This is a genomic window from Mucilaginibacter puniceus, from assembly GCF_054783175.1.
In genome coordinates this window covers 182,511-196,594 of the sequence record NZ_BAAGRB010000002.1, presented here as the reverse complement: position 1 = coordinate 196,594, position 14,084 = coordinate 182,511, and the positions used below count along the sequence as shown (strand labels likewise).

The following is a 14,084-nucleotide window of genomic DNA, read 5'->3' as shown; positions in this document are numbered from 1 at the left end:
ACTATTAAGAGTTATATATCTGGTAAACACCAACCAAACTACGGTTGTTTACAGAGCCTACCAGCACATTAGTAATTTTCTTTTCCATCATTAACTGCTCAACCTGGCTGATGTATTCGTCGGCATCAATTATTATAGGATTAGCAGTCATCATATCGGCAACTGTTAGTTTGGCAGTGTCCGGGTTACGCAATAAGGCACGCCTCAGATCGCCGTCGGTTATTATACCATCTACTTTATCCTTACTGCCGATGATCACCATACCTAATTTACCTTCCGACATCCGTAGCAACACATCAGTAAAAGAAGCATCAATACCAATAAATGGCAGGTTATCTACCCGCATCAGGTCCTTTACCCTGGTTAGCAATTTACGGCCTAAACTACCACCGGGATGAAAGCGTGCGAAATCTTCTTCCTGGAACTGGCGGGTTTCCATTAGTGCTATGGCCAAGGCATCACCCATGACTAACGCTGCCGTAGTTGATGAGGTTGGGGCTAATGCCAGCGGGCAAGCCTCGCGGGTAATATTAATATTTAAATGATGATCACTATTTTTAGCTATAGTTGAATTAGGATTACCTGTTAAACTGATTATCAAATTCTTATTCCATTTTAAAAACGGAACAACTTTTAATACCTCATCTGTTTCGCCCGAGTATGATATTAATATCACCGGGTCCTTCTCACCTACTATTCCTAAGTCGCCATGAAAGGCATCGCCGGGGTGCAGAAAGAAACTTGGGGTACCGGTACTTGATAAAGTAGCCGCTATTTTTTTACCAATAAGCCCAGACTTACCTATACCGATAACAATTACTTTTCCCTTGTTGGCCAGTATAGCCTGTACAACAGCGGTAAAGGTATCGTCAAGCAAACCAGCCACCTGCTGCAACGACTCTATCTCAATATTAAAAACCCTTTTAGCTATGTCTTTCATGGCCTCTCCCCAGCCCTCTCCAAAGGAGAAGGGGCTTTTTATGTTTTTTTATAATATTTATTTAATAGCAACTATAATAAGTCTCCCCTTTGGGGAGATTTAGAGGGGTCTATATCAAAGGCACCATAACCTTTTTCAGATCCTGCAATTTAACCATATTTGGCCCGTCGCTTAGCGCGTTATCCGGATCAGGGTGTATTTCCATAAAGTAACCATCGGCACCAAAAGCTTTAGCCGCTAATGCCATCATAGGCACAAAGGTACGGTCGCCACCTGTTTTACCACCTGCCCCACCCGGGCGCTGTACCGAATGGGTACAATCCATGCAAACCGGGTAACCCAGTTTCTTCATATCATATATATTTCTAAAATCAACCGCTAAGTTGTTATAGCCATACATGTTACCGCGTTCGGTTAATATTACCTGCTCATTACCGGCTTCTATTACTTTTTGCGCCGGGTAAAACATATCCTGTCCTGATAAGAACTGCGCTTTTTTAACATTTACTATTTTACCCGTTTTAGCGGCCGCTACCAGCAGATCTGTCTGGCGGCATAAAAAGGCTGGTATCTGTAAAATATCTACCACCTGGGCCGCTATTTGGGCCTGAAATGGCTCGTGTATATCAGTAGTGACCGGTAAATTAAATTTATCCTTTACATTTTGCAACATCTCCATCCCCTTTTCAATACCCGGGCCACGGTACGAGTGTATAGATGTGCGGTTAGCTTTATCAAATGATGATTTGAATATTACCGGCACATTAAATTTTTGTCCTGCTTCGGCAACTTGCTCGGCAACCTGGTATAATAGTTCCTGGCTCTCCATTACACAAGGGCCCAATATAAAAAACGGCTTTTGCCGTATTTGGTCAAATAGCATATTAGTGGTTATTTTAAGCAAAGATAATTTTTTATTGTTATGGCTTATAACGTATAACTTTGCACCATGATCAACTATTTCGATTTTTACCAGATACCCGAATCGTTTAACCCGGATGCCGCCCTGCTTAAAAAGAAGTTTTATGCTTTAAGCAAGGAGTACCACCCCGATTTTTATGCTAATGAGGATGATGCTAAACAGCAGGAAATACTGGAACTATCTACCATCAACAATAAAGCCTACCAGGCCCTATCTGACCCTAATAAACGGCTGGAATATATTTTAAAACTTCATGATTTGGTAAATGATGGTGCAAAACCACAATTACCGGCAGATTTTTTAATGGAGATGATGGATATTAACGAGAGGCTGATGGAAGTAGATAACAAAGATGAATTAGCCCATGTTACTGCCGAAGTGCTTGCCATTGAAGATGATATCAATACCGAACTGGATGCATTGACAAAAGATTATGATGGTTTGAATGATACCGCAAAGGAAAACAGGTTAAATGATATTGCAAATATTTACTTCAGGCAAAAATACCTATTGCGAATTAAAGAGAGTTTAAATACATTTGCAGCCCGCTTCTAAAGAAACTAATCCACTCTTTAGGTTAAAAGCAAGCCCAGCTGGCGGAATTGGTAGACGCGCTGGTCTCAAACACCTGTGGGAAACCGTGCCGGTTCGACTCCGGCGCTGGGTACAAAAACCGTTTTTAGAGTAATCTAAAGCGGTTTTTGTTTTTTTACATACACAAGGAAAAATCACTTCCATACACTATCATAACCAATAATGCATTCTTTTTTAATAACATCCGGCAATTCAGAATCAGGTCTAAATTCAATCCTTCGATTGCTGCCAGGAAAAAATTCACTTAAGTGATTTCTGATATTGCTGTTTTTTTGGTTGATCTCTCTCGGAGCACTTTTGTTAAACCATTTCGAATACTTCGCTTGGACCTTATTCAATATTTTTTCAAACCTGTCTTCCTTGTTAACGAAGCTTTCGCCAAATAAACTAATCCTTTCTGCACCTCCCAACATGATACTAATACGTCATAGTTAATGTATTAGTTACGGATTATACAATTAATTGGTAACGGGTTTATAATCCCGGAGTAATGCTAAATAAAACCCTTTACCATTGCTGAATTCTTATACCTAACTGAGAATCCATTAAAGCAAATTCTTTAGCACCCCAAGGCCTAAGCGTAACTACTTTCAGGTTTGGATGTAAAAATTTGGGGTGTGTTGTAGATACCTTATCATATACTTCCTGTATATTGTTGGTTACTAACCTCAATTCCGGGTTATGCTCCTTAGCTAATTGTGCATCTTCAAAAAGGTATAGCTGCAGATCACCTTTTTCAAGTAAGAAAAAGGGCATGCCGGCATTTGGTTCACTATGCGTCACCGCAAACTCCAGGCAGTCCACAAAAAGCTTTAATGCCTCATTTACATCCTCATAAAAGATACTGGGTACTAACTTGGTAAAGTTCATATCATTGTTATTTAAGCAATAGATAATATAACTGATTGCAAGATTGCAAACATTTTTATCAAATACTAATTGAAAATATTAGTTTTGATAAGCTAACTATAATCCTTATGAAACCTTTTATTTTACTCTGCGCTTTGGTATTGGCCAAAGCAGTAGTTATTGCCCAGCCTGCACCTGTTAAGGTAGCCGAAGGCCTGTTGCAGGGAACTGCCGAAAACGGATTAACCATTTACAAAGGCATACCCTTTGCCGCGCCGCCTGTTGGCGAGTTACGCTGGCGCGCCCCGCAACCTGCTGCAAAATGGACAGGTGTGCGTAATGCTGATAAATTTGCACCGGGCCCCATACAAGGCGGTAACATCCCTTCAGGCAAAAGCGAAGATTGTTTGTACCTGAATGTATGGTCGCCGGCTACGGCAGCAAATGAAAAATTGCCGGTATTGGTATGGATATATGGTGGCGGCTTTAATGCCGGTGCCACATCCGAAAGTAATTACAATGGTGCTAATTTGGCCAAAAAAGGCGTCATACTGGTATCCGTGGCCTATCGTGTGGGCCAGTTAGGCTTTTTAGCGCACCCCGATTTAAGTAAAGAAGATCCTAATCATGTATCAGGCAATTATGGCCTGCTGGATATGATTGCCGGGTTGAAATGGATAAAACAAAATATAGCGGCTTTTGGCGGCGATCCTAATAAGGTAACCATATTTGGCGAATCGGCGGGCGGGATTGCAGTAAGTCAGCTTTGTGCATCACCATTGGCTAAAGGACTGTTTAGCGGTGCAATATCCGAAAGCGGAGGCTCATTTGGGCCGCCAAGGGTTACTACCTTCCCCGGCGAAAACATGAAACGCCTGGCTGATGCAGAAGCTGCCGGAGAAGCCTATGCTAAAGGCGCGGGTTTTAATTCCATAGCTGATCTTAGAAAAGTTGATGCCGATAAATTACCTGCTGCACGCGGTTTGGCATGGCCAATTATTGATGGCTATGTGATTCCCGATGATCAATACAAATTATACGAAGCCGGTAAATACAACGAAACACCAATTTTAGTGGGTTATAATTCTGATGAAGGCGCAAGCTTCTCGCCGCCAAAAACTGTTGAAGATTATGTTACCGGCGCAAAAGGCAGATACGGTAAGTTTGCTGATGATTTAATCAAGGCTTATCCGGCTGATAACGGTATTGTTGGTAAAACAGCCCGCGATTTAGCCCGCGATGCAGCCTTTGGCTGGCAAACCTGGGCATGGGCAAACTTACAAGCCAATAAAGGCAAAGCCAAAGTGTTTTACTATTATTTTGATCAGCATCCTGACTATCCTGCGGGCTCTCCTCGTGCAGGATCAGGTTCGCCGCATGGACAAGAGGTGGCTTATGTTTTTGGCGTGCTTAACCCTGCAAATCCTCAAATAACTAAAACAGACTTAGAGATATCTGACCAAATGGGCACCTATTGGACCAACTTTGCCAAATATGGCGATCCAAATGGCGCAGGAGTAACTAAGTGGCCGGAGTTTACCAAAAACAATCCTGCAGTAATGTATTTTAACCAAAAAGCTTATGCCGGTCCTGTGCCGAGCGAATCTTCGCTAAAAGTATTGGATGGGTATTTTAAATGGAGACGATCACCCGAAGGTGCTGTCTGGGCTAAATAACTCTACTTAGTTTGATTAAGTAAACATAAAGCCCGTTGGTTTTTCCAACGGGCTTTATTGCTTTAACAGGGTGTATAAGTGTTTTTACTTTTTATGACAAACTAAAACGTGATAATCAAACAAGAATCTTTTCTCAAAGCGTACTTCGTTTACAACTTCAAACCCGTGTTTTTTAAACATGTTTCTATAATCTGCCAGGTCATATTGATGCGGATGAAGAATATCCATTTGGATTGCACGAAAAAGATATTTGAAAAATTGGTGATTATGGGTATCGATTGAAATAACCAATTCGCCACCTGGCTTAAGGCAAGAGGCAATTTTATTCATACAGGTATCAAGATCACTAACATGATTTATGGCATTAATACAGAACACGGTATCATATATTTTTCTCGCCATAAAATCCTCAAAGGCTACAGGAAAAAATGAAACGGAAGGATATTTCTCTTTTTTAAAATGCTGTAGCTTTTCCTGGTAATGATCTATAAGTGGATCAACGGCATCAACTTTCATATTATCCAGGTTGATGAATATACCGGCAGGTCCGCATCCGGCATCAAGAATAGCACTTCCCGGCTTAGGAGAAAAGTCTATCTGAGCAAGAAAGTTATTCCAATAATTGGTTTTCCATTTTAAATAATCGTCAGCAGGTTTGGTTTTTAGATAATTTTGCCACCAGCGAATTTCCGCGTACTGGGCAATCTTCCATCGAAATTTGCTCATTTCGGCAAAAGTACATAATTTAACACATGTTTTCCCCAAATCTAAATCATAGCGCCATATTGATTAAACCAGCTAAATTCTGCAGGCGTTTTAGTAGTGATATATTTTCAGGTCAAGTAAATAGGATATCTAATTAAAAACTTCAGTAATAATTTGACATCCAAATATCGAAATTATTTAGGCTGGGCTATTAAGCTTATTATCATCATCCTAACAGCTATTTTTCTTTATACAAAATTAAGTGACAATAAAAATTTAGGTAATTTTTTGCTCACTATCCGTCAATTAAATCAATCTACAGTTATTCTTACCATTATCCTTCTAACCGCATTAATGGCGACCAACTGGGTAAGCGAGGCTTATAAATGGATGATTATGATCTGCTATGTCGAGCCAATCAGTCTTTGGAATTCTTTTCATACCATCATATGTGGCCTTACCGTGGGTATTTTAACGCCCAACCGTATTGGAGAATATAGTACACGGATAATGTTCCTATCTCCTCGTAAAAGGTTAATTGGTGTAATTATAATCGGGGTTGGAGCATTTGCCCAATTAATAGCGGTAACACTTATGGCAGGTATTGCAATTCCTATATTCATTTACTATTACAAACCGGAATATATTACATGGAATTACATTATAATTTCTACTTCAATAATTTATTGTACTATATTGATCTCAGCATATTTTAACATTAAGTATGTTGACCTATTAATAAACAAAATCCACTTTCTTAAAAAGTACCGCCGTCTTTTCACTGTTCTTTCAACCTATAAAAAAACGTTCCTGCTGCGCATACTTTGTATATGCTTTGGGAGGCTTTTTATATTGATAATCCAATATTACTTGTTAATACATTTACTGATTTCGTCAATAACTTTCTCACAGGTAATGCTCATGATTGCAGTTATGATCGCTTTTCAAACCGTAATACCCACAATTGATATATTGGACGTTGGGGTACGTGGAGCCACGGCTGCTTACCTCTTCGGGTTCATTACCGATAATGATGTGGCAATCGTTGCTTCAACGACGGCCATTTGGTTTATTAACTTGATTGTTCCGGCTATTATAGGGCTGGTTATGATTGCCCGGCTTCCTCAGGATAATAAGGCCAACTGGCTTAAAGTTTAAACTTTAAGCTTTTACGCTGACGTGATATTATGTAATAATAAATTACTGAATTTTACCCCCCAGTAAATAACAAATGAGCACAAACAAACTGACCAAATACTACATAGCGGCCATAACCGCATTTGCTATGTGGGGATTTTTTAGTTTGGTTTTAAAACCACTGCATCATTATCCATCATTAGATATTTTATTTTACCGGGTGTTCCTTTGCGCCTTATTAATGCTATTGATCACCTTCACGGCGAAGAGACATGTTTTACAACAAAACATACAGGTATTTAAATCATTACCTCAAAAGCAAAAAAGACGCATTGCACTTATCAATATCGGCAGCGGACTTTTACTAACAGGCAACTGGTTCCTTTTTATTTTTGTAATGAACCATATTAGTGTAAAGGTAGCATCATTGGCCTATTTGGTTTGCCCTATAATCACAACCATAATTGCATATTTTTTATTAAAGGAAAAACTAACCAAACAGCAATGGGCAGCAATAGGCATAAGTGTTGTTGGCTGCCTGATGCTTTCATTTAATCATATAATTGATTTGGTTTTCAGCCTTATTGTTGGCGCATCGTATGCTCTATATTTAGTTATTCAACGAAAAAATACGGGTTTAGATAAATTTTTGATACTTACTTTCCACATTGTATTCTCTGCAGTATTGCTTTTACCTTTTTATCCTTTTTTTAGCGGGAATTTGCCCACCAGTATGAAGTTTTATACTTACATAAGTATAATAGCTGTGTTTTTTACCATTGTACCATTGTTTTTAAACTTGTATGCACTAAAGGGGCTTACCTCGTCTATCACTGGTATGCTTATTAATATTAACCCTATTATTGGGTTTATACTTGCTATAACAGTTTACCATGAAAAAGTAGACCTTATACAAACGTCAGCTTATACTATTATCTTTTTTTCGGTGATTGTTTTTAATATTCGCCTTACAGATAAAAAGATAACCACAATGGTTGCTTTGGATAAATAGCAAAGCCCTCCTGAATTAACAGGAAGGCTTTGTAGTGGTTAAAGCTAATTAATCTAACTTATAAGCCTCAATTGAATTAGCCGAGAATGTGGGTATGTAAACAATTTTAGTTTTTGGGTCATAGCCAATATCAGCAGTTTTGCGGTTTTTGGTAGTATGCGTATCTAACAATACCTCCTTAGTACCATCGGCTTTTACATAATATAACCATCCGGCCCAGGCGGTAACTAAAAAGTCGCCGTTGCCAATTGGTTCAATGCCATCGCCACCACTTTCAAGTGTAGCAAATTTTGTTAGGTTTTTGGCAGCATCAGCAACCATCATGGCGTTACCGGTTAAAATATACAGCCTATCTCCTATTGCTTTTATACCATTAATTCCTCTTAAACCTTCCAGGTATAAAGTAGGCACATCTTTTTCTATTTTAAATACCCGTGCATTTTGCGAGTCGGTTGCATAAATTACACCTTTACTGTCAATTGTAACATCATTTAAGCCAACTGCATCAGCAATGGTTATTTTATGATCGATTTTATTTTTGCTGATGCTAATTACAACTACATCTTTTATATCGGCTACATATAACCAGTCGCCATTTACGGCCAAACCTTTAGGTGCATCCAAACCGGTTATCCATTTCGGGTTTTTTATCTTACCATCCATAGTTAATGTACCTATAGCTCCATTACCATCTTTGATCCATGGCTGGCCATTAATTTGCGAAGTATATATCACGCCATTATAAGGCAATACAGATTCAGGAACCAAGAGAGTAGAATCACTCTCCCATAGTTTGGTTAATTTATGCTGCGCCTGCGTAGTTGTATTTGCCAATAATACAGTTACGCATAAAAATAATTTAATAAGTGTTTTCATAGGTTTAATATTGATTTATAGAGTTAACTTGATAAGCTGAACAAAATTACAGATTATTAACTATTTAAACCTTACATTAAACAGGGTTACTATGTTTATTAAATTAATTTATGATTTTTTGTCCAGTTTGGCTTTAGATAATCGTCATGGGGTTTTAACAATTAAACTTTAACAAGATGAAAGATTTTTTATTCGTATTCAGAAATGATTACAAAAGGTGAGTATTATTTGAACAAGGGATTGCATGGTAATGATCTATCAAAATATCACCTGGAGGCGGGTATTGCATACTGCATACCATCCCGGTTGATACCCCTGAAAAATGGGAAAATATATTACAATTATACAATCACTTGTTACAAACAGAATATTCGCCTATTGCCGCATTAAACCGTACTTATGCTTTATCAAGAGCCAATGGTAAAGCTGAGGCCATAATTGAGGCAGAAAAACTAAACCTTTTCAATAACCATTTATATCACAGCTTATTAGGTGAGCTGTATTTGGATATGGATAATAAACAAGCAGCCGTTCATTTTAATAATGCCTTATTATTGGCAAAGTCGGCGGCAGATAAAGCACTTATAGCTAATAAACTATTAACCTGTAAAAAAGGCACTACATAACCAACCACAATTGCATTCTTTTAAATTATCTTGCTATTATTGCGCATATCCAAGTATTTCTAAATATAATTATGCAACGTTTTTTTTATATTATATCCTTTTTTATCCTATCTCCCGTTTTATTATTTGCTCAAAGTACAGAACACTCTGCCTGGCTTTCCATGTTAAACTCTACTAAAATCAACAATCATTGGGGCTTACAATTTGATGTAATGTTCAGGTCGGCTGATGAGGTGAAGTATGTACGTAATTTCTTATTCAGGTCTGCTATAGCCTATACTTTCGATAAAAAAAATAATTTTTCTTTGGGCCATACTGTATATGAAACTAACAGCGGCCCCGCACCCTCCACTTCGCTTACTGAACATCGTATCAATGAACAATATGTTCATAATGAAGCTATCAAAGCCATAGCTATTACTAACCGTTTCAGGTTAGAACAACGCTTTATTGAAAAAACACCCACAACAAGTGTATTTTCGCAGCGTTTCAGGTACTTTTTAAAATTTGTGATACCATTAGCTAAACAAGAATCAACCTTTAAAAAAGGACCCTTTGTATCTGTACAGGATGAAATATTTTTAAATGTGCAAAATAAAGGCTTAATAAATCGCAGCTTATTTGACCAAAACAGATTATATGGTGGTATAGGTCAGCGCTTTAGTTCAAAGCTGGATATCGAAGTAGGCTATATGAACCTTTTTCAAAAACGCACGTCAGTTGATGTGCGAAATAATATAATACAACTCGCACTTTTTACCCGGTTTTAATTATTTAGCAAAGGATAACATAGCAACTGTCTATGCCAACAGCACTTGATATGCTTAAATTAAGTTTTATTTATGGCATAGTTAATAAAAGGAGCTTTCCTGATGTTTTTAGCAAAAATTATCTTTAACCTAACAAAATTACAACTACATTTAGGGAAATTGCGTATAATTATTTATAAACGCATAATAACCAATTGTATAACTCAGTATCAAAACGGCTTCGTATACCAGTATATTTTTTAATAACAGGTATATTATGGGGATTAATGAGTGATCCGTTGATCACTTTGTTTTTTGCCTATTTAGGCCCGGCGCGCCTGGATCTGTTTCGAAGTTTAAATAACTTTGCTTTTGTTATCGCTATAGCAGTTATTTTATATATCGAAATTGGCAACCAACAAAAAAAACTATCCCAATCAGAAGAACAATACCGTGAGCTATTTGAGTCAAATCCTAACCCCATGTGGATTTATAATATTGAAACTTATGGTTTTATTAAAGTAAATGATGCTACTTTAGCTAAATACGGCTATACACGCAATGAGTTTTTGAAACTAACCGTATTTGATATCCGCCCGGAGCGCGATCATACTAAACTGAAAAGTTTTATTTCCGGAGAGAAGGGTGATATTAAAAATTGGGGGGTATGGGAGCATTTAAAATCAAACGGGCAAAGTATTATGGTGACTATTACATCACATGCTATGGTGTTTGAAAATAAAAATTGCAGGGTAGTTATGGCTACTGATGTTACGGAATTATTAGAGAAAGAACAAAAGTTGCAGGAAGCTAATCGAAAAATAAAAAGCAGCAACGAAGTATTGTTAAATGTAGCCTGGTCAAATTCACATGAATTGAGAAAACCGCTTTGCTCAATGCTCAGTTTAGTTGATTTGCTAAAAGAAACAACTGATGAACAGGAAAGATCAGAATATATCCGCCTTTTACAACAATGCACCAAAGAAATGGATGAGATCACCCAGAAAAATAATAGAGAATTAAATGCGATAGATGTATAATTAGTTTGCCTGGAACTTTTCGCGATATTCAGACGGGGTCATCCCAACTGTTTTTCTAAACACTTTTCTAAAAGCTTTAGGGTCATTATAACCCGAATTATAAATTACTTCCATCATTTGCTGGCTTGTTTGTTCAAGTAATTTTTTAGCGGCCTCAATACGGGTTTGCTGTAAGTATTCAATAGGTGTAATACCGGTTACGTGTTTAAACCTACGCACTATATTTCTTCTGCTTGACGGGATATCTTTAATGATCTCTTCAATAGTTTCAGCATCATTATAACGACTTTCTATTTGCTGTTGGGCCTTTGCTACCAATTCGTCATGATGGTTACGTATGGGTTGAAAAGTACTAAAGTAAGATTGATTGTCCCTATCCATATCGATAGCAAATACTTTAGCGGCTCTTATGGCTATATCTCGCCCGCAATGCAACTCAATCAAATGCAATAATAAATGGAACGTTGAAGTTGACCCGCCACTGGTATACAACCTACCATCTTCGGTTAAAGTTTTATCTGATCTAAGTTTCACATCCGGGAAAGCTGCCGCAAAGCCATTACAGGCATCAACATGGGTAGTAGCTGTTTTTCCGTTTAACAACCCGGTAGACGCTAATAAAAAGGCCCCGGTGCAAAAAGTTGCTATATGTGCGCCTTGATGATATTGCTGTATTAGCCAGGGTATATACACCTGGTTTTCGCTAATGGTATTTTTAATATCATCCGTATTAAAAGATGGTACCAATATTAATTCCTTTTTATTAGCGTCATTAATAGGTTCAGCCGGATAATTCATCATACTATCCATTTGCTCAAACCTATCGCTTTGATCATATAAAAGAGATAGGTTAAATGGTTCAGGCTGTACGGCTTTACGGTAAAACTTATTTACTGTATCAAACACATCCAAAATAGCGGCTATGCTTAACAACCGGTAATGCTTGGGTAACAACAGGCCCACTTTTATCATAGAGTTATGTTTATTTGTTTATAAGTAAACATAAATATTTTTTGTCTTAAATGCCCCCTAAGAATGACATTTTCACACATTATAAATTATTGCATCAGCTACTACCTTTAATTAAAATTAACAACTATGAAAAAAGCAGAGCTAATAGCTGACATTGACCAAACTATTAATTGGCTAATTAAAATAATCAACCCGGATAATTATAATGATGCTCCTTATGAAGGATGTTGGACAACCGGGCAGGTGGTTGAACACATATGCCTGGTTGGAGACGGCTTTCATTATTTATTGAACGGAGAAACAGAAGCAACAAACAGGCCGGTAGATAAACACGTAACACGAATAAAAACCATGTTTTTAGACTTTGAACAGAAAAGTGTTGCGGCTCCTAACGTCACTCCTGCTTTAAGTAAATATGATTTAAACAAGCATCTGGCTAAATTGGAAACTATTAAATCGGCAATAATTAATGATGTTGAAATTTTAGACATGACCAAAACTTGCCGTAGTTTTGAAATACCAACATTTGGTTATTTTACCCGATTAGAAGCTGTATATTTTTTTCTATTTCACACTAAAAGGCATATTCATCAAATACAAAACATAGTTAATCAATTAAATAAATCATTAATAAACTAATCATGGCACAAATTAATCCGTATTTAAACTTTCCGGGCAATACCGAGGAGGCTTTCAACTTTTACAAATCAATTTTTGGTGGCGATTTTGCAATGATACAACGCTTTGGCGACACACCCGAAGCAGGCACCATTGCGGAAGAAGATAAAAACAAGTTAATGCACATAGCTTTACCAATAGGTAGCAGTGTTTTAATGGCTACCGATGCTGTTGGCGATATGTGTACAACGCTTAAGCCCGGCAATAGTATTTCTCTGTCTTTTCATGCTGACAGTAAACAGCAGGCTGATAGTGTATTTAACGGCCTTTCAGTTGGGGGTACTATAAAAATGCCTATGGACAACACCTTTTGGGGCTCCTATTTTGGTATGGTTGACGACAAGTTTGGCATACAATGGATGATTAGCTTTGATAAAATGTAATAGGAAAACTTATAGAGACACAAAATATTGTGTCTCTATAAGCATATTTTATTGTTTGCCTAATACATTAACCTTTAACCATGCTTCGGCATATTTTGGCCAAGCTTCGGCTGCAGGATTACCTGCACGCATACCATAACCATGGCCACCTTTTGGTACTAAATGAAACTCGACTGGTGCCTTAGCTTTCTGCAACGCCAAAGCATATGTTGTCGAGCTTCCGCCACTACCATCATCGGCTGCCTGGAAAACAAAGGTGGTTGGGGTGTTGGCATCCATTTTACTTAATTGAGGAGTTAATGATCTGCCGGGCCCATCATTCAGGTAGCCCGGATAGATTATCATAGCAAATGCAGGTTTGATAGATAGCTTATCCAGATCATCTACTGCAGGATAAGCATTGTTTTCATACTGGGTGCTTAACTTTGCTGCCATATCCGCCCCTGCCGAGAAACCAATAACACCTAATTTATCCGGATCAATTTGCCATTTAGCGGCATTGCTTTTAATTACACGCATTGCGCGCTCCAGGTCTTGCAATGCCCCTAAACGCTTATTGGGTGTACGATACTCTAATACAAATGCGGTATAACCCATTTTATTAAACCATTGTGCTATTTCTGAACCTTCCTTGTCTGTTGCCAAAGTTTCATATCCGCCACCGGGACAAATAACTACCGAATAGCCATTATTTAAGGATGCTTGCGGTTGAAACGCCAAAATAGCCGGGTTGGTTACATTGGTAGTACGCTTAACATTCCCTGACTGATTATTGGATAAAACCGGTTCATGCTTTGCCTCTGTTTCGCCCGGCACAGCTCCCGGCCATAAGTATGTTTTGGTTTGCGCATTACTACTTAATGCCAAAATTAACAATACAGCAAAGACCAGGATAAACTTCATAATAACACAGGTTAGTTGGCTT

At 37.9% G+C, this 14,084-nt stretch carries 16 protein-coding genes and 1 tRNA gene; 10 read left to right on the top strand and 7 right to left on the bottom strand.

What is annotated here, in order from left to right; genetic code table 11:
* Positions 1 to 4 precede the first annotated feature (4 nt).
* Both ACYVJ6_RS07715 and kdsA read right to left on the bottom strand, forming a co-directional pair.
* Positions 5 to 940 carry a KpsF/GutQ family sugar-phosphate isomerase gene (locus ACYVJ6_RS07715; protein WP_460693474.1) on the bottom strand — a complete coding sequence of 312 codons (936 nt, stop codon included), beginning with the start codon at positions 938 to 940 and terminating at the stop codon, positions 5 to 7.
* Between the two features lie 109 nt (positions 941 to 1,049).
* Positions 1,050 to 1,823 carry a 3-deoxy-8-phosphooctulonate synthase gene (gene kdsA / locus ACYVJ6_RS07710; RefSeq protein WP_460693473.1) on the bottom strand — a complete coding sequence of 258 codons (774 nt, stop codon included), beginning with the start codon at positions 1,821 to 1,823 and terminating at the stop codon, positions 1,050 to 1,052.
* A gap of 66 nt (positions 1,824 to 1,889) precedes the next feature.
* On the opposite strand from kdsA, the gene hscB reads away from it, so the two are divergent.
* The gene (gene hscB / locus ACYVJ6_RS07705; protein ID WP_460693472.1) at positions 1,890 to 2,417 is read left to right on the top strand and encodes a Fe-S protein assembly co-chaperone HscB; all 528 of its coding nucleotides are present in this window, start codon (positions 1,890 to 1,892) and stop codon (positions 2,415 to 2,417) included.
* Positions 2,418 to 2,449: 32 nt separating this feature from the next.
* Positions 2,450 to 2,529 (top strand) — tRNA-Leu (locus ACYVJ6_RS07700).
* Positions 2,530 to 2,963: 434 nt separating this feature from the next.
* Here ACYVJ6_RS07700 and ACYVJ6_RS07695 read toward each other — a convergent pair.
* Positions 2,964 to 3,326, bottom strand: coding sequence for a VOC family protein (locus tag ACYVJ6_RS07695; protein WP_460693471.1), 363 nt, complete (start codon positions 3,324 to 3,326; stop codon positions 2,964 to 2,966).
* 107 nt (positions 3,327 to 3,433) lie between these two features.
* Here ACYVJ6_RS07695 and ACYVJ6_RS07690 point away from each other — a divergent pair, with 107 nt between their 5' ends.
* Complete coding sequence (locus tag ACYVJ6_RS07690; RefSeq protein WP_460693470.1) at positions 3,434 to 4,981, top strand: carboxylesterase/lipase family protein; 1,548 nt, start codon at positions 3,434 to 3,436, stop codon at positions 4,979 to 4,981.
* Positions 4,982 to 5,065: 84 nt separating this feature from the next.
* On the opposite strand, the gene ACYVJ6_RS07685 is transcribed toward ACYVJ6_RS07690, so the two are convergent.
* A complete protein-coding gene (locus tag ACYVJ6_RS07685; RefSeq protein ID WP_460693469.1) occupies positions 5,066 to 5,707 on the bottom strand; it encodes a class I SAM-dependent methyltransferase in 642 nt (213 codons plus the stop codon).
* A 153-nt stretch (positions 5,708 to 5,860) separates the two neighbouring features.
* On the opposite strand from ACYVJ6_RS07685, the gene ACYVJ6_RS07680 reads away from it, so the two are divergent.
* Positions 5,861 to 6,844: a hypothetical protein gene (locus ACYVJ6_RS07680; protein ID WP_460693468.1), complete on the top strand. Its 984-nt coding sequence runs from the start codon at positions 5,861 to 5,863 to the stop codon at positions 6,842 to 6,844.
* A 73-nt stretch (positions 6,845 to 6,917) separates the two neighbouring features.
* Positions 6,918 to 7,835, top strand: coding sequence for an EamA family transporter (locus ACYVJ6_RS07675; protein ID WP_460693467.1), 918 nt, complete (start codon positions 6,918 to 6,920; stop codon positions 7,833 to 7,835).
* A gap of 48 nt (positions 7,836 to 7,883) precedes the next feature.
* On the opposite strand, the gene ACYVJ6_RS07670 is transcribed toward ACYVJ6_RS07675, so the two are convergent.
* The gene (locus ACYVJ6_RS07670; RefSeq protein WP_460693466.1) at positions 7,884 to 8,711 is read right to left on the bottom strand and encodes an SMP-30/gluconolactonase/LRE family protein; all 828 of its coding nucleotides are present in this window, start codon (positions 8,709 to 8,711) and stop codon (positions 7,884 to 7,886) included.
* A gap of 353 nt (positions 8,712 to 9,064) precedes the next feature.
* Between ACYVJ6_RS07670 and ACYVJ6_RS07665 the strand changes: the two genes are divergently transcribed.
* The 3 genes from ACYVJ6_RS07665 (at position 9,065) to ACYVJ6_RS07655 (ending at position 11,126) form a co-directional block, all read left to right on the top strand.
* A complete protein-coding gene (locus tag ACYVJ6_RS07665) occupies positions 9,065 to 9,337 on the top strand; it encodes a hypothetical protein (RefSeq protein WP_460693465.1) in 273 nt (90 codons plus the stop codon).
* A gap of 71 nt (positions 9,338 to 9,408) precedes the next feature.
* Complete coding sequence (locus ACYVJ6_RS07660) at positions 9,409 to 10,107, top strand: DUF2490 domain-containing protein (protein ID WP_460693464.1); 699 nt, start codon at positions 9,409 to 9,411, stop codon at positions 10,105 to 10,107.
* A gap of 266 nt (positions 10,108 to 10,373) precedes the next feature.
* A complete protein-coding gene (locus ACYVJ6_RS07655; protein WP_460693463.1) occupies positions 10,374 to 11,126 on the top strand; it encodes a PAS domain S-box protein in 753 nt (250 codons plus the stop codon).
* Here the strand turns inward: ACYVJ6_RS07655 and ACYVJ6_RS07650 are convergent, their stop codons facing one another.
* Positions 11,127 to 12,098: a GlxA family transcriptional regulator gene (locus tag ACYVJ6_RS07650; RefSeq protein WP_460693462.1), complete on the bottom strand. Its 972-nt coding sequence runs from the start codon at positions 12,096 to 12,098 to the stop codon at positions 11,127 to 11,129. It abuts the gene before it with no gap.
* Between the two features lie 126 nt (positions 12,099 to 12,224).
* Between ACYVJ6_RS07650 and ACYVJ6_RS07645 the strand changes: the two genes are divergently transcribed.
* Both ACYVJ6_RS07645 and ACYVJ6_RS07640 read left to right on the top strand, forming a co-directional pair.
* The gene (locus ACYVJ6_RS07645) at positions 12,225 to 12,737 is read left to right on the top strand and encodes a DinB family protein (protein ID WP_460693461.1); all 513 of its coding nucleotides are present in this window, start codon (positions 12,225 to 12,227) and stop codon (positions 12,735 to 12,737) included.
* Positions 12,738 to 12,739: 2 nt separating this feature from the next.
* On the top strand, positions 12,740 to 13,159 hold the full coding sequence (locus tag ACYVJ6_RS07640; RefSeq protein WP_460693460.1) for a VOC family protein: 420 nt from the start codon (positions 12,740 to 12,742) through the stop codon (positions 13,157 to 13,159).
* 48 nt (positions 13,160 to 13,207) lie between these two features.
* Here ACYVJ6_RS07640 and ACYVJ6_RS07635 read toward each other — a convergent pair whose 3' ends face one another.
* Positions 13,208 to 14,062 (bottom strand): alpha/beta hydrolase, encoded by an 855-nt coding sequence (locus tag ACYVJ6_RS07635; RefSeq protein ID WP_460693459.1) that lies wholly within the window; start codon positions 14,060 to 14,062, stop codon positions 13,208 to 13,210.
* Positions 14,063 to 14,084: the final 22 nt, after the last annotated feature.

Bases quoted from the DNA above. Each gene is read 5' to 3' on its own strand.
- ACYVJ6_RS07715 (WP_460693474.1), bottom strand. From the start codon at position 940: ATGAAAGACATAGCTAAAAGGGTTTTTAATATTGAGATAGAGTCGTTG.
- kdsA (WP_460693473.1), bottom strand. From the start codon at position 1,823: ATGCTATTTGACCAAATACGGCAAAAGCCGTTTTTTATATTGGGCCCT.
- hscB (WP_460693472.1), top strand. From the start codon at position 1,890: ATGATCAACTATTTCGATTTTTACCAGATACCCGAATCGTTTAACCCG.
- ACYVJ6_RS07695 (WP_460693471.1), bottom strand. From the start codon at position 3,326: ATGAACTTTACCAAGTTAGTACCCAGTATCTTTTATGAGGATGTAAAT.
- ACYVJ6_RS07690 (WP_460693470.1), top strand. From the start codon at position 3,434: ATGAAACCTTTTATTTTACTCTGCGCTTTGGTATTGGCCAAAGCAGTA.
- ACYVJ6_RS07685 (WP_460693469.1), bottom strand. From the start codon at position 5,707: ATGAGCAAATTTCGATGGAAGATTGCCCAGTACGCGGAAATTCGCTGG.
- ACYVJ6_RS07675 (WP_460693467.1), top strand. From the start codon at position 6,918: ATGAGCACAAACAAACTGACCAAATACTACATAGCGGCCATAACCGCA.
- ACYVJ6_RS07670 (WP_460693466.1), bottom strand. From the start codon at position 8,711: ATGAAAACACTTATTAAATTATTTTTATGCGTAACTGTATTATTGGCA.
- ACYVJ6_RS07660 (WP_460693464.1), top strand. From the start codon at position 9,409: ATGCAACGTTTTTTTTATATTATATCCTTTTTTATCCTATCTCCCGTT.
- ACYVJ6_RS07655 (WP_460693463.1), top strand. From the start codon at position 10,374: ATGAGTGATCCGTTGATCACTTTGTTTTTTGCCTATTTAGGCCCGGCG.
- ACYVJ6_RS07650 (WP_460693462.1), bottom strand. From the start codon at position 12,098: ATGATAAAAGTGGGCCTGTTGTTACCCAAGCATTACCGGTTGTTAAGC.
- ACYVJ6_RS07645 (WP_460693461.1), top strand. From the start codon at position 12,225: ATGAAAAAAGCAGAGCTAATAGCTGACATTGACCAAACTATTAATTGG.
- ACYVJ6_RS07640 (WP_460693460.1), top strand. From the start codon at position 12,740: ATGGCACAAATTAATCCGTATTTAAACTTTCCGGGCAATACCGAGGAG.
- ACYVJ6_RS07635 (WP_460693459.1), bottom strand. From the start codon at position 14,062: ATGAAGTTTATCCTGGTCTTTGCTGTATTGTTAATTTTGGCATTAAGT.